This is a genomic window from Paracoccus isoporae (assembly GCF_900101865.1).
Classification (GTDB): Bacteria; Pseudomonadota; Alphaproteobacteria; order Rhodobacterales; family Rhodobacteraceae; genus Paracoccus; species Paracoccus isoporae.
The window spans coordinates 70898-83517 of the sequence record NZ_FNAH01000006.1; the positions used below are offsets into that span (position 1 = coordinate 70898).

The 12620-nt window shown below is 66.2% G+C and carries 11 protein-coding genes; 7 read left to right on the forward strand and 4 right to left on the reverse strand.

The features are described from left to right. Window positions 1-5 precede the first annotated feature (5 nt). On the forward strand, window positions 6-731 hold the full coding sequence (phbB, locus tag BLT73_RS10660; RefSeq protein WP_090523725.1) for an acetoacetyl-CoA reductase: 726 nt from the start codon (window positions 6-8) through the stop codon (window positions 729-731). A 277-nt stretch (window positions 732-1008) separates the two neighbouring features. Here the strand turns inward: phbB and BLT73_RS10665 are convergent, their stop codons facing one another. From BLT73_RS10665 to BLT73_RS10675, 3 genes are all read right to left on the reverse strand, one after another. Further along, window positions 1009-1173, reverse strand: a complete 165-nt coding sequence (locus BLT73_RS10665; protein WP_090523727.1) for a YdcH family protein — start codon at window positions 1171-1173, stop codon at window positions 1009-1011. A 75-nt stretch (window positions 1174-1248) separates the two neighbouring features. After that, complete coding sequence (locus BLT73_RS10670; RefSeq protein ID WP_090523728.1) at window positions 1249-1992, reverse strand: tRNA1(Val) (adenine(37)-N6)-methyltransferase; 744 nt, start codon at window positions 1990-1992, stop codon at window positions 1249-1251. Then, window positions 1985-2194, reverse strand: a complete 210-nt coding sequence (locus BLT73_RS10675) for a putative signal transducing protein (RefSeq protein ID WP_090523729.1) — start codon at window positions 2192-2194, stop codon at window positions 1985-1987. Before BLT73_RS10675 ends, BLT73_RS10670 begins: the two co-directional genes overlap by 8 nt. 71 nt (window positions 2195-2265) lie before the next feature. Between BLT73_RS10675 and BLT73_RS10680 the strand changes: the two genes are divergently transcribed. From BLT73_RS10680 to BLT73_RS10690, 3 genes are all read left to right on the forward strand, one after another. After that, a complete protein-coding gene (locus BLT73_RS10680) occupies window positions 2266-3264 on the forward strand; it encodes a polyprenyl synthetase family protein (protein ID WP_090523731.1) in 999 nt (332 codons plus the stop codon). Between the two features lie 58 nt (window positions 3265-3322). Further along, window positions 3323-3664 (forward strand): DUF2946 family protein, encoded by a 342-nt coding sequence (locus tag BLT73_RS10685; protein WP_342705165.1) that lies wholly within the window; start codon window positions 3323-3325, stop codon window positions 3662-3664. A gap of 99 nt (window positions 3665-3763) precedes the next feature. Continuing rightward, window positions 3764-5131, forward strand: a complete 1368-nt coding sequence (locus BLT73_RS10690) for a PepSY-associated TM helix domain-containing protein (protein WP_090523734.1) — start codon at window positions 3764-3766, stop codon at window positions 5129-5131. Between the two features lie 67 nt (window positions 5132-5198). Here BLT73_RS10690 and amt read toward each other — a convergent pair whose 3' ends face one another. Beyond that, entirely contained in the window at window positions 5199-6527 is a 1329-nt protein-coding gene (gene amt / locus BLT73_RS10695; protein ID WP_090523736.1) for an ammonium transporter, read from the reverse strand. A gap of 278 nt (window positions 6528-6805) precedes the next feature. On the opposite strand from amt, the gene BLT73_RS10700 reads away from it, so the two are divergent. From BLT73_RS10700 to BLT73_RS10710, 3 genes are all read left to right on the forward strand, one after another. Continuing rightward, entirely contained in the window at window positions 6806-9151 is a 2346-nt protein-coding gene (locus tag BLT73_RS10700) for a transglycosylase domain-containing protein (RefSeq protein WP_090523738.1), read from the forward strand. Window positions 9152-9541: 390 nt separating this feature from the next. Then, window positions 9542-11281 carry a type I secretion system permease/ATPase gene (locus BLT73_RS10705; RefSeq protein WP_090523739.1) on the forward strand — a complete coding sequence of 580 codons (1740 nt, stop codon included), beginning with the start codon at window positions 9542-9544 and terminating at the stop codon, window positions 11279-11281. Further along, complete coding sequence (locus BLT73_RS10710) at window positions 11278-12591, forward strand: HlyD family type I secretion periplasmic adaptor subunit (protein ID WP_090523741.1); 1314 nt, start codon at window positions 11278-11280, stop codon at window positions 12589-12591. Before BLT73_RS10705 ends, BLT73_RS10710 begins: the two co-directional genes overlap by 4 nt. The last annotated feature ends 29 nt before the right edge of the window (window positions 12592-12620 follow it).

Sequence of the window (12620 nt, forward strand, 5' to 3'; positions counted from 1 at the left end):
AGATCATGTCTAAAGCAGCCATTGTGACCGGCGGCACCCGCGGAATCGGCGCGGCCATCTCGAAAGCGCTCAAGGAGGCGGGATACGAGGTCGCGGCGAATTACGCCGGCAATGACGATGCCGCCAAGGCCTTCACCGATGACACCGGCATCAAGGCCTTCAAATGGTCGGTCGCGGATTACGATGCCTGCGCGGAGGGCGTGAAGCAGGTCCAGCAGGAGCTGGGCGACGTGGCCGTACTGGTCAACAATGCCGGCATCACCCGCGACGCCATGTTCCACAAGATGACCCCGCAGCAGTGGAAAGAGGTGATCGACACCAACCTGACGGGGCTGTTCAACATGACCCACGCCGTCTGGGGCGGGATGCGTGACCGGAAATTCGGCCGCGTCATCAATATCAGCTCGGTCAACGGCCAGAAGGGTCAGGCGGGCCAGGCGAACTACTCTGCCGCGAAGGCCGGCGATATCGGATTCACCCGCGCACTGGCGCAGGAAGGTGCGCGCGCCGGGATCACCGTGAATGCCATCGCGCCCGGCTATATCGGCACGGAGATGGTCCGCGCCATCGACGCAAAAGTGCTGAACGAGCGCATCATTCCGCAGATCCCGGTCGGCCGTCTGGGCGAGCCGGAGGAGATCGCCCGCTGCGTCGCCTTCCTCGCCTCCGAGGATTCGGGCTTTATCTCCGGCTCGACCATCTCGGCCAACGGAGCGCAGTTCTTCAGCTAGGCCGTTCGTCCGCGCGACGGACATCCGGCCCGATTGCGGCGCGTTCTTCCCGATCATCGGAAGAACGCGCCGCTTTTTTATCTGAAGGCTTATTCTGCCCATGAGGCCGCGTCACAGCGCATGGCGGCATCCCGCCCGGCTCGCGGGCCCCTGTGATGAAGGGCGGCGGCGTGATCGGGAGAACAGATCGTCGCCCCGACCGCCACCACCCGAACTGTGTAACAGAAACGAGAAAGGCCCGCGCCGGGCGCGGGCCTTATGGATCATCTGGACTTGGTCAGTGATTCAACCTTGTGATCTCCTCCTTGAGACGCAGTTTTTCCTTTTTCATCTCAGAAATCTCGAAATCGGTCGTGCCGGGCGCGCGCTGCGCCTGCTCAACCGCCTTCGAAAGCGACTCGTGCTTCTCACGGAGTTTCTCGATATGGGAATCGACCGACATTATCGTCCTCCTACTGGCTTGCCGAATATGACAATTGCATCACAGAAGTTCGATTCTGTCACGACCTAACCCGGTTCATTCGTTGAGTTTCCCGCCATGGCGCAAAACCGCCTGCGCCTCTGCCGTCAGATCCTCCTGATCCCCCCGATGGCGGTCGGCGTCATGCATCACGAAAGGCGACATCAGCCGCAGCCGGCCGCGCGCGCCCTTGCGCGCGGTCAGGATCAGCCGACCGGCCTCCCGGCCGGCGCGCGCGGCGATCGGGCGGATGGTGATGTCGCCGGCCCGGCCGGTCAATCCTGCCAGCAGCACCTCCAGCCGCGCGGGCTGGTGTATGACGGTCACTTTCCCGCCCGGACGCAGACGGCGCAGCGCCGCGTCGAGCCAGACGGGAAGCGGTGTGACCTCATGTCGCGGCCCGGCGCGGAGCCGGTTTTCCGACGCGGTGCCATGGTCGAAATAGGGCGGATTCATCATCACGTGATCGAACGAGATCGCCCGCAACTCCGCGGGCAGCGACGCGAGATCCGCCTCCACCACTGACAGCTTCAGCCGGTTGCGTGCCGCGTTGTCCCGCGCCAGCCCTGCAAATACTGCATCGCGTTCCAGCCCGGTCACGTCCAGCCCGGCCACCCGCGTCATCAGGCACAGCGCCGCGACCCCCGCCCCGCAGCCCAGTTCCAGCACCGACTGCCCGGACTTCGCGGGACAGGCGGCGGCCAGCATCACCGCATCTGCCCCCGCGCGATAACCGCGCACCGGCTGCGCGATCTGCAGCCGCCCGCCCAGGAACGCGTCGATCCGCGTGGCGTCACTCATCCAGACCGTGTTCGCGCAGGATTGCACTGGCCATGAAGTGATCCCGGTCGGCCACCATCAGCCGTCGCGGCAGAATGCCTAGCGATCCTTCCAGAACGCTCATATGCTGGTCGAGCGCATAGGTCTCGATCCCGTCCGAACGGAGCACGTCCTGGGCACGGACAAGGCGAAGCGGATCGGTGGTGCGCAGCAGTTCTTTCACGCGTGAAGGGTACAGGGCGGTTGCACCACTGTCCATCGCGTGGCAATTGCAGGCAAGGAAAGGTAAAGGCCATGGACGCAGCCGTAGCGCAGACCCCGACAGACCGCCTGATGGACGCGCTCGCGCCCGAGATGGCGGCCGTCAACGCGTTGATCCGCGCGCGTATGCAGTCGCAACACGCGCCGCGCATTCCCGAGGTGACCGCGCATCTTGTCGAGGCCGGCGGAAAACGCCTGCGCCCGCTGCTCACGCTCGCCGCGGCAAAGCTGTGCGGCTATGACGGCCCCTATCACATCCATCTGGCCGCGACGGTGGAATTCATCCACACCGCGACGCTGCTGCATGACGATGTGGTCGATGAAAGTCAGCAGCGCCGCGGCCGGCCGACAGCGAATTTACTTTGGGACAACAAGTCCAGCGTTCTGGTGGGCGACTATCTGCTGGCGCGGGCATTTCAATTGATGACCGATACCGGGGTGATGCGGGTGCTGACGATCCTGTCCAATGCCTCGGCCACGATTTCGGAAGGCGAGGTGCTGCAACTCACGGCGGCGCAGGATCTCGGCACGGATGAACCTGTCTATCTTCAGATCATCCGGGGCAAGACGGCGGCGCTGTTTTCCGCTGCCACCGAGGTGGGCGGCGTGATTGCCAATGCCCCGGAAGATCAGGTGCGGGCACTGTTCGATTATGGCGACGCGCTCGGCATTGCGTTCCAGATCGCCGATGATCTGCTGGATTACGGCGGCAGCAGCGCGGTGATCGGCAAGAATACTGGCGACGACTTCCGCGAACGCAAGCTGACCCTGCCGGTCATCAAGGCGGTCGCACGGGCAGACGACGCAGAACGCGCCTTCTGGCGGCGCACGTTTGAAAAGGGCGATCAGCGCGCTGGCGATCTAGAACAGGCTTTCGCATTGCTGACACGACACGGCGCGATGGACGACGCGCGGGCCGATGCGCTCGCTTGGTCGGAAAAGGCCCGCGCCGCGCTGAAAGGCCTGCCCGCGGGCGAGATCCGCGACATCCTGGACGAGCTTGCGGATTTCGTCGTTGCCCGGATCGCCTGAGCGTCGCGCAGCCCGCGCAAAGAACCGGATCGCATCGCGCCTGCGTGCGGCGCGAAGGTTGGCCTGCCTCGCAGCGGTCCTCTTTGCGGCGCTCTCGATGGCCACCGCCACGATGACGCGCCAGGGGCCGGATCGGCAGGACATGTTCGTCGAGGCCTACATGCTGTCAGGCGGCGCACTCGCTGATCTGTGTTCGGACAGCAGCGCCCCGACGCATCACGGGGCCGACTGCTCGCTATGCTATCTGGCATCCGCCGCGGCATTGCCCGGCCATGCGCCATCACTGATCGCCACGGAGATCGCGTTTACGGCCAGAATCGTCACGCCGCGTGTGCGGCGCGCCGCCGGGCGGGCACGCGACCCGGCCACACCGGCGCGCGGACCTCCCCTCATCGGCTGAACATCCGGGCAACAGCCCACCTCCGACGGCCGGCGCACCGCGCCGCCGCATCTGCGCTCCCTGCGAGCGCGGTTTTCAAGCATATGGAATATTCTCATCATGGACATATCGTCCCACGCATCCGCGCCGACGCGTCGCGTCGCAACATCCTGGCGCGCTTTCCTGGTCCGGCTGCATTTCTATGCCGGCCTCCTGATCGGCCCGTTCGTCTTCATCGCCGCGCTGACAGGTTTTCTCTACGTCATCACACCGCAGATCGAGGAGCGGCTCTATGCCGACATTCTCACCACAAGCAGCGAGGGACCGCCGCAAAGCCTCGCCGCGCAAGCCTCCGCGGCCCAGGTTTATCTGGACGCAGACCTGGACATCTCGGCAGTCCGCCCCGCCACCGCGCCGGGCAAAACGACCCGGATCATGTTCGCCGACGCCGCGCTGAACCCGTCCGAGAACCGGACAGTCTTTGTCGATCCAGTGACGCTGGATATCACCGGCGATCTCGTCACCTACGGCACCAGTGGCGTGCTGCCGCTGCGCCGGACGATCGACTATCTGCACCGAAACCTGCTGCTCGGCGATGCCGGTCGGATCTACAGCGAGTTGGCCGCATCCTGGATGGGTGTGATCGTTCTTGTTGGGTTGGCGCTGTGGCTGACCGGCCCGCGCCGGCGAAAGCCGCTGGCGCAGATGCCGCCCCCACAGCGACGGCGATGGGTGCATGCGACGTTGGGTGCAGCCCTGTCGGTCATTCTGCTTTTCATCTCCATCACGGGTCTGACCTGGTCGCAAGCGGCCGGCACGCGTATCAACTCGATGCGGCAGGCGCTTGGCTGGACGACGCCCTCCGTCACGCTGGCGCTCGATCACGGGCCCGACGGCGCGCCTCCCGAACAGGCCGGACATGCTGGTCACGGGGCCCCCTCCGCGGCGGAGCGGGAGGATCGCACGGCGGAACTTGACGCCGTTGCCGCAACGGCGCGGCAAGCGGGGTTGGACTCCGCGCTGTTGGAAATCAGGCTGCCGAAACCCGGACAGGCCTGGATGGTCCGGGAATATGACCGCAGCTGGCCGACCCAGGTGGATACGATCACCCTGGACCCGAACGGTTTCGGCGTGACCAGCCGGGCCGATTTCGCCGAATTTGGCCTGATCCCCAAGCTCGTCCGCTGGGGCATTGACGCCCATATGGGGATACTTTTTGGCGTGGCCAACCAGTTCGTGATGGCCTGTGTCGCAATGCTCCTGATGACCTTGATCGTCTATGGCTACCTGATGTGGTGGCAGCGTCGCCCGGTTGCTGCGCCTCCGCTGCTGATGTCGTCCTGGACGGCAATGCGGCGGGGGTCGCGCATATGTTGGGCGGTGGTCGCGCTTGCCGCGGGATGGGCCATGCCGGTCATGGGTCTGAGCCTGCTTCTTTTTCTCGCCATCGACTCTGTTCGCTGGCTGAGAAGAAAACCGATCGCTTGACGGCAGCGGGCCCGGCAATCCGCCGGGCCCGTCAAACTGGCAGCGCAAAGGAAATCAGGTCGCCTCACTATTTCGCCTGAACGAAATCGGGATAGGCCTCCATCCCCATCTCGCTGACATCCAGACCGGTGATCTCTGCCTCCTGATCGACGCGGACGCCGGTGGTGGCTTTCAGCACCAGCCAGACGGCAAGGCTGACGAAAAAGACGAAGGCCCCGATCGCCGCCACGCCAAGCGCCTGCACGCCGAAGCTGGTGGCCTCGTTGGTGATCGGAACGGCCAGCGTGCCCCAGATCCCGGCGAACAGATGGACGGGGATCGCGCCGACCACATCATCGATGCGCAGCCGGTCGAGCACCGGCACCGTGGCCACGGCGATGACGCCGCCTATGGCGCCGATCAGCATGGCGGCCGGAATGGACGGGGTCAGCGGCTCTGCCGTGATCGCGACGAGGCCGGCAAGCGCCCCGTTCAGCACCATGGTCAGGTCGATCTTGCCGAACATCAGTTGCGTGGCGAGGATCGCCGCCACCACTCCGGCCGAGGCCGCGGCATTGGTATTGACGATGATCCGGCCGACATCCGCGGCATCGTTGACGCTGCCTAGCGCGAGCTGGGATGCGCCGTTGAAGCCGAACCAGCCAAGCCACAGGATGAACGTCCCCAGCGTCGCCAGCGCGAGGTTGGAGCCCAGAATCGGCTGCATCCGCCCATCGGCCCGGTATTTACCCAAGCGCGGCCCCAGCACGATCGCACCGGCGAGCGCCGCAAAGCCCCCGGCCGCATGCACCAGCGTCGAGCCGGCGAAATCGGAGAAGCCGAGCTGGTCCAGCCAGCCCGCGCCCCATTCCCAGGACGCCTCGATCGGGTAGATCAGCCCGGTCAGGATCACCGTGAAGATCATGAACGGCCACAGCTTCACCCGCTCTGCCAGCGTGCCGGACACGATCGACGCGGTGGTCGCGCAGAACATGAGCTGGAAGAAGAAGTCCGAGGCGGCGGAGTAGCCGTCGCCCGCCACGCCGGAGCCGACCGGGTCGATGGATTTGGGTAAGAAGAGCTGGCCGATCCAGCCTGCGATACTCCACCCGTCATCGCCGGGATACATCAGGTTGTAGCCGATCAGCCAGTACATCAGCCCGGCGATGGAGAAGAGCGAGATGTTCTTGAAGAGCTGCGTGGTGACATTCTTGGACCGCACCAGCCCGGCTTCCAGCATGGCAAAGCCTGCCGCCATCCACATCACGAGGAAGCCGCCGATCAGGAACAGCAGTGTATTGAAGATATAGGCGACCTCGGCGGTCACGGCGGGCGGCGCCCCTGCCGTCTCCTGCGCGAGCGCCGGGGACGCGGTCACGCTCGCCGCCACGGCTGTAAGAAAAATCGTTCGGATCATGTGTCCACCTCTGTTCGGGCCAGTCTGCCCGCGGCATGTCGCATGACGCGGCACGGGCAATATCCCGCCCACGAGGCCGTTGAACTGCACGATCCTCAAGCATTCCGCGCTGAAATCAGGCATGAAAGCGCGGCCCGCCGTCCATTTGGGCAACCCGGTCACAATCTGCCCGTTCACAAGGCATTTCACATACCGGTCATTTGACTTCGCAACATGCCCGGCCTCGTGTAAGCTGGGTTCAATCAGGCCGGGGGAACCGGTCGCGCAGGAATACAGGCATGGCAAATCCTCCCCGCAAGCGCCGCCCCGTCGTGGCCGAACGTCGCTATTCCAACCCGAAGAAGCCGTCGGGCAATACCCCGCGCGGACGGCGTGGCAGACGTGCGCCGGTTCGGCGCGGCAATATCGTGGCCCGCGGGGTGACGGGATTCTTCTCGCTGGTCTGGAAGGCGTTCTTCCGCACGATCTGGTTCTCGGCGCTTGCCGTTTTCCTGATCATCGGCATGGCGACCTTCTTCTATTTCTCGCAATTGCCGGAGCCATCGGCCCTGTTCGACGGCCGCGCGCGCGGCGGGGTGACGATGCTGGACCGCGAGGGCAAGGTCTTTGCCTGGCGGGGGGAGACCTTCGGCACCGTCAACCCAGACCAGATCGCACCCTCCCTGCGCGATGCCGTTGTGGCGACCGAGGATCGCCGCTTCTACAGCCATCTGGGGATCGATCCGCGCGGCATTGCCAGCGCGGTGAAGATCAACATGGCCGAGGGGCGCGGCCCGCTGGAAGGTCATGGCGGCTCGACGATCACCCAGCAGGTCTCCAAGCTGCTGTGCCTGGGCGAAACCTTCGACCCGACCCGCTGGAAGGACGAAGCCGAATACGAATCGGATTGCCGCACCACGACGCTGTGGCGAAAGGTGAAGGAGGTTCCCTTCTCCTTCGCAATGGAGCTGAAATACTCCAAGGCCGAGATCCTGGGCATCTATATGAACCGCTCCTATCTCGGCGGCGGCGCGCGTGGCTTCGAGGCCGCGGCAGAGCGGTATTTCGGCAAACACGCCAGCGAGGTGTCGGTGGCCGAAGCCGCGATGCTGGCCGGGCTGCTGAAAGCGCCCAGCTATTTCGCGCCGACCTCCAACATCCAGCGGGCGCAGGACCGGGCGGCCGTGGTGTTGCAACTGATGCATGACCAGGACCGGATCTCGGATGCAGAATATGAGCAGGCTCGCGCCAACCCGGCGGTGCTGTCTCAGGCCGCGCAGGCCCGCGCGGGCGGGTATTTCGCGGATTGGCTGATGGAATCGGGTCCGGGCTTCCTGACCACCGAAACCACCGAGGACGTGACGATCCTGACGACGTTCGACCAACGGGTGCAGGCGGCGGCCGAATCGGCGCTGAAAAAAATCTTCGACGAAAAGGTGAAGCCGGGCTCCAAGGCCGAGGCGGCGGTCGTCGTGCTGTCCGCCGACGGCGCGGTGCGGGCCATGATCGGCGGGCGCGACACAGTCGTTCAGGGCGTGTTCAACCGCGCCACGCAGGCAAAGCGACAGACCGGGTCCAGCTTCAAGCCCTTCGTCTTCTCCGCCGCGCTCGATCAGGGGATGAGCCCACAGGACTACATCCATGACGGGCCGCTCACGATCCGCAACTGGTCGCCGCAGAACTATACGCGGCGCTTCTATGGCGACGTGACGCTGACCACCGCGCTGTCACGCTCGCTGAACACAGCGACCATCCGCTTGCAGGAAAAGGCTGGGCGCGATTCGGTGCTGCGCATTGCCGAGGAATTCGGCGTCGGCACCGATCTGCCGAACGTGCCGTCACTGGGTCTGGGCGTGTTCGACTCCACCCTGCTGGAAATGACCGGCGCCTATGCCGGCATCCGCAACGGTGGCCGCGCGGTGCGTCCCTACGGTGTGGTCGAGCTGCGCATCCGGGGCGAGGACAGCCCGATGATCGCGAAATCCGGCGGGATGGGTCAGCGCGTCATCTCTCAGCAGGCGGCGGCCGGGCTGATCTCCATGATGCGCGAGGTGATACAGAACGGCACCGGCGGGCGCGCCAAGCTGGGCGAACGCGATGCGGCGGGCAAGACCGGCACCACCTCCTCCTATCGCGATGCGTGGTTCATCGGCTTCACCGATCAGTTCGTGACCGGGGTCTGGATGGGGTATGACGACAACACCCCGCTCACCGGCGTGACCGGCGGCGGGCTGCCGGCCGAGATCTGGCAGGCGGTGATGTCGGAGATCCACGAAGGCATGCCGTTCGAGCCGCTCGGCCGCTTCGTCGGCGACGAGGGCTCGCGCATCGGCGACGGTGTGGCGCCGTCCGTCCGCGGAGACGATTCGCTGGCCAACGCGCTCAGCGCCGCGCTGAGCGACATGGCGGGTGATTCGCCCGGCGCCCCGGCGGGTCAGCCGATCGTCAGCGGATCCGGCGAGCCGCTGGCGGATGCGCTGTCGCAGGCGCTCGGTCAGCGACAGGCGCAGCAGCCGCAGACGGTCAGTGCCCCGCAGCAGGCCACCGGGTCCGGGAACGGCGCGCGCGGCGTCACCAATGCGCCCGAATCGCAGGACGACGATCCGCTGAGCAATGTGCTGCGTGGCATCGAAGGGCTGAACTGACGCTGAACGGGCGTCGATCCGGTTTTGACGCAAGGGCCGGGCTCAGCCCGTCCGCCCCGGTCGGTCAGGCTCAAGAGCTTCGCCCATCCGGGATCCGCAAGCTCCTGCCGATGACGGCCGCGACGGTCCTGCCGCCATATCCACCGCCATCGTGGGTTGGTACGGGTGAGGGGGAGCCTCACCAAAGCCTGATCCGCCCCGGCGGCCGGGTTCTGTTTCAAGCAATGCGCCTCAGGGCGGGCCTGCCTTGGCGAGCCGGGCAAGTCCTGCTAATGACTGGATTTTATCAGTGCATTGTCGTAACTGTTTGCACCCACTGGGGCAGCAAGCCGCAATCGTCACCCCGCCCGCGCCGCGCCAGATCGCGGACGGGCCAAAGAACGGAAACCCATGGTCCAGCCATATCCTGCCGAACGAGGCTTTGCAGAATTGCGCGCGGCGCGCGGCGGCGCGTTCGGATTGCTGGCGGCGATCGCGATCTTCTCGCTGGCAGTCAACCTGCTGATGCTGACCGGCCCGCTCTTCATGCTCCAGGTCTATGACCGCGTCCTCGGCTCGCGCTCGGTCGAGACGCTGGTGGCGCTGTTCCTGCTGGTGGTCTTTCTCTTTGCCATCATGGGCGTGGTGGATCTGGCGCGCAGCCGCATCATGCAGCGACTGGCGCTGCGCTTCCAGCAGCGGCTGGAGCGGCGGGTGTTTTCCGCCGCCCTGGAAGACGGGATCGCCACCGGCTCGGACGCCGTGTCGCGCGGCGGGATGCGCGATCTGGAGGCGCTGCGCGGGATGATCGCCTCGCCGGTCAGCCTGGCCATCTTCGACATGCCCTTCGTGCCGATCTACATGCTGGCGGTCTATATCTTCCACCCGCTGCTCGGCGTCATCGCGACGGTCGGGGCGGGCGTCCTGGTGGCGGCCACGATCCTCAACCAGGTTCTCAGCAAGCACGCACAGCGCGACAGTGCCACCTCGGCGCAGGCGGCGGAACGCATGTCCGACATGTTCCGCGACGAGGGCGAGCTGATCGGCTCGCTGGGGATGCGCAATGCCACCTTCGACCGCTGGAGCGGCGCGCGCAGGAAGGCCGCGCAATCCGGGCTGGCGGGATCGGATACCAGCCAGCTTTTCACCGTATTCTCGCGCGTGTTCCGCCTGTTCCTGCAAAGCGCGATGCTGGCGGCCGGAGGCTGGCTGGTGCTGCAACAGCAGTTGACGCCCGGTGCGATGATCGCTGCCTCCATCGTCATGGGCCGCGCGCTGCAGCCGGTCGAGGTTCTGGTCGGGCAATGGCCGGTGGTGCAGCGGGCACAGGATGCATGGCGGCGGCTGGGTGCGCTGCTGGCGCGCCGCCCGCAACTGGCCGAGCGCACCGCCCTGCCCCGCCCCGAGGCGCGGCTGGAGATTGCCCAGCTTTCCGTCGTCCCGCCGGGACAGCGCGGCCCGACGCTGCGCGGCGTCAGCTTCGGGCTGAAACCGGGACAGGCGCTCGGCGTGATCGGCCCGTCAGGGGCGGGGAAATCCACGCTGGCCCGCGCGGTGATCGGCGCATGGCCACCCGCGGCGGGCTCGATCCGGCTGGGCGGCGCGACGCTGGACCAGTTTCCAGCCGATGAGCTGGGCCGTCTGGTCGGATATCTGCCCCAGCAGGTGACGCTGTTCGACGGCACGGTGGCCGAAAATATCGCCCGGCTGGAGATGCAGCCGGACCCGGCGCAAGTGGTCAAGGCCGCGCAGAGCGCCGCCGCCCATGACATGATCCTGAACCTGCCGCAGGGCTATGACACGCCGCTTGCCCAGGCGGGCGGCCAATTGTCCGGCGGGCAGATCCAGCGGATCGGGCTGGCCCGCGCGCTCTATACCGATCCGGTGCTGCTGGTGCTGGACGAGCCCAACGCCAATCTCGACAATGAGGGATCGATGGCGCTGAATCTGGCCATCAGGCAGGTCAAGGCGCAGGGCGGCGTGGTCATCATCATGGCGCATCGCCCGGCGGCGATTGCCGAATGCGACCTGCTGCTGATGCTGGAACACGGCATCGCGCGCAGCTTCGGGCCACGCGACGAGGTGCTGAAATCCGTGGTTCAGAACGCCAACGCGATCCAAAGCGCGCGCAGCGCCGGAGGTGTGACATGAGCAGACGTCCCAAAACCCAGGAGGCCTGGCCGGTGCGCGGCCCGATGATCCTGGGCATGACCGCGATCATCATCCTGTTTGCCGGGTTCGGGGCCTGGGCGGTCGGCGCGCGGATTGCCGGCGCGGTCGTGGCCCCCGGCCAGGTCGAGGTCGAGCAGCATCGCCAGGTCGTCCAGCATCTCGATGGCGGTGTGGTCGAATCGATCGACGTGGCCGAGGGCCAGCTTGTCGAGGCCGGCCAGACCTTGATCCGGCTGGACGGCGCGCTGCTGCGCACGGAGCTGACGATTGTCGAGGGCCAGTATTTCGAGATCCTGTCGCGCCGGGGCCGGTTGGAGGCCGAGCGGGACGAGGAGGAGAGCATCACCTTCCCGACCGTTTTGCTCGACGAGCTGGACGCCAACGACAATATCGCCGCTCTCATGCAGGCGCAGCGCAGCCTGTTCGACACGCGGCGCAGCACCTTGCAGCAATCGCTCGACCAGTTGGCGACACAATCCCAGCAGGTCGGCGCGCAGATCCAGGGGATCAGCGCGCAGGCGGCGGCGCTGGATGTGCAGCGCGAGCTGATCGGCCGCGAACTGGCGGATCAGCGTTCTCTGCTGGGCAAGGGCCTCGCCCAAGCCCCGCGGGTCATGGCGCTGGAACGCGAGGCGGCGTCCATCGACGGCCAGATCGGCGAGATGCAGGCCGCCAAGGCGCAGGCCGAAACCCGGCAGAGCGAGATCGACATCAGCATCCTGCAACGCAAGAGCGAGCGGCGCGAGCAGGCGGAGACAGAGCTGCGCGAACTGGGCGACCGCGAGCTTGAACTGGCCGAGCGTCGCCGGGCGCTGATCGAGCAGTTGTCGCGGCTCGACGTGACCGCGCCGGTGTCGGGCATCGTGCATGAATTGCAGGTCACGACGCCGCGTTCGGTCATCCGCCCCGCAGAACCGATCCTGTATCTGATCCCGCAGGACCGGCCGCTGGTGATCGGCGCGCGCGTCGCCCCGATCAATATCGACGAAGTTTCGCCCGGCCAGCAGGTCAAGCTGCGCTTCGCCGCCTTCAACGCCCGGACCACGCCGGAGATCGACGGCGTTCTGACCCGGATCTCGGCCGACGCGCTCGTCGATGAGGCGACGCGCTCCTCCTATTACCAGGCCGAGGTCTCGATCCCGCCCGAGGAGCGGGCGAAGCTGGGCGATCTGGCCCTGGTGCCGGGCATGCCGGTCGATGTCTATATCCAGACCGGCGAACGCAGCCCGGCCGCCTATCTGACCAAGCCGTTTACGGATTACTTCGCGCGGGCGTTCCGCGAGAGCTGATCTAGCGCGGCACGGCCTGAGCAAAATGG

What these genes read in the sequence shown, in the direction of transcription:
- BLT73_RS10710 (WP_090523741.1), top strand. Translation starts at nt 11,278, where the DNA reads ATGAGCAGACGTCCCAAAACCCAGGAGGCCTGGCCGGTGCGCGGCCCG.
- BLT73_RS10665 (WP_090523727.1), bottom strand. Translation starts at nt 1,173, where the DNA reads ATGTCGGTCGATTCCCATATCGAGAAACTCCGTGAGAAGCACGAGTCG.
- amt (WP_090523736.1), bottom strand. Translation starts at nt 6,527, where the DNA reads ATGATCCGAACGATTTTTCTTACAGCCGTGGCGGCGAGCGTGACCGCG.
- BLT73_RS10690 (WP_090523734.1), top strand. Translation starts at nt 3,764, where the DNA reads ATGGACATATCGTCCCACGCATCCGCGCCGACGCGTCGCGTCGCAACA.
- BLT73_RS10705 (WP_090523739.1), top strand. Translation starts at nt 9,542, where the DNA reads ATGGTCCAGCCATATCCTGCCGAACGAGGCTTTGCAGAATTGCGCGCG.
- BLT73_RS10670 (WP_090523728.1), bottom strand. Translation starts at nt 1,992, where the DNA reads ATGAGTGACGCCACGCGGATCGACGCGTTCCTGGGCGGGCGGCTGCAG.
- phbB (WP_090523725.1), top strand. Translation starts at nt 6, where the DNA reads ATGTCTAAAGCAGCCATTGTGACCGGCGGCACCCGCGGAATCGGCGCG.
- BLT73_RS10700 (WP_090523738.1), top strand. Translation starts at nt 6,806, where the DNA reads ATGGCAAATCCTCCCCGCAAGCGCCGCCCCGTCGTGGCCGAACGTCGC.
- BLT73_RS10680 (WP_090523731.1), top strand. Translation starts at nt 2,266, where the DNA reads ATGGACGCAGCCGTAGCGCAGACCCCGACAGACCGCCTGATGGACGCG.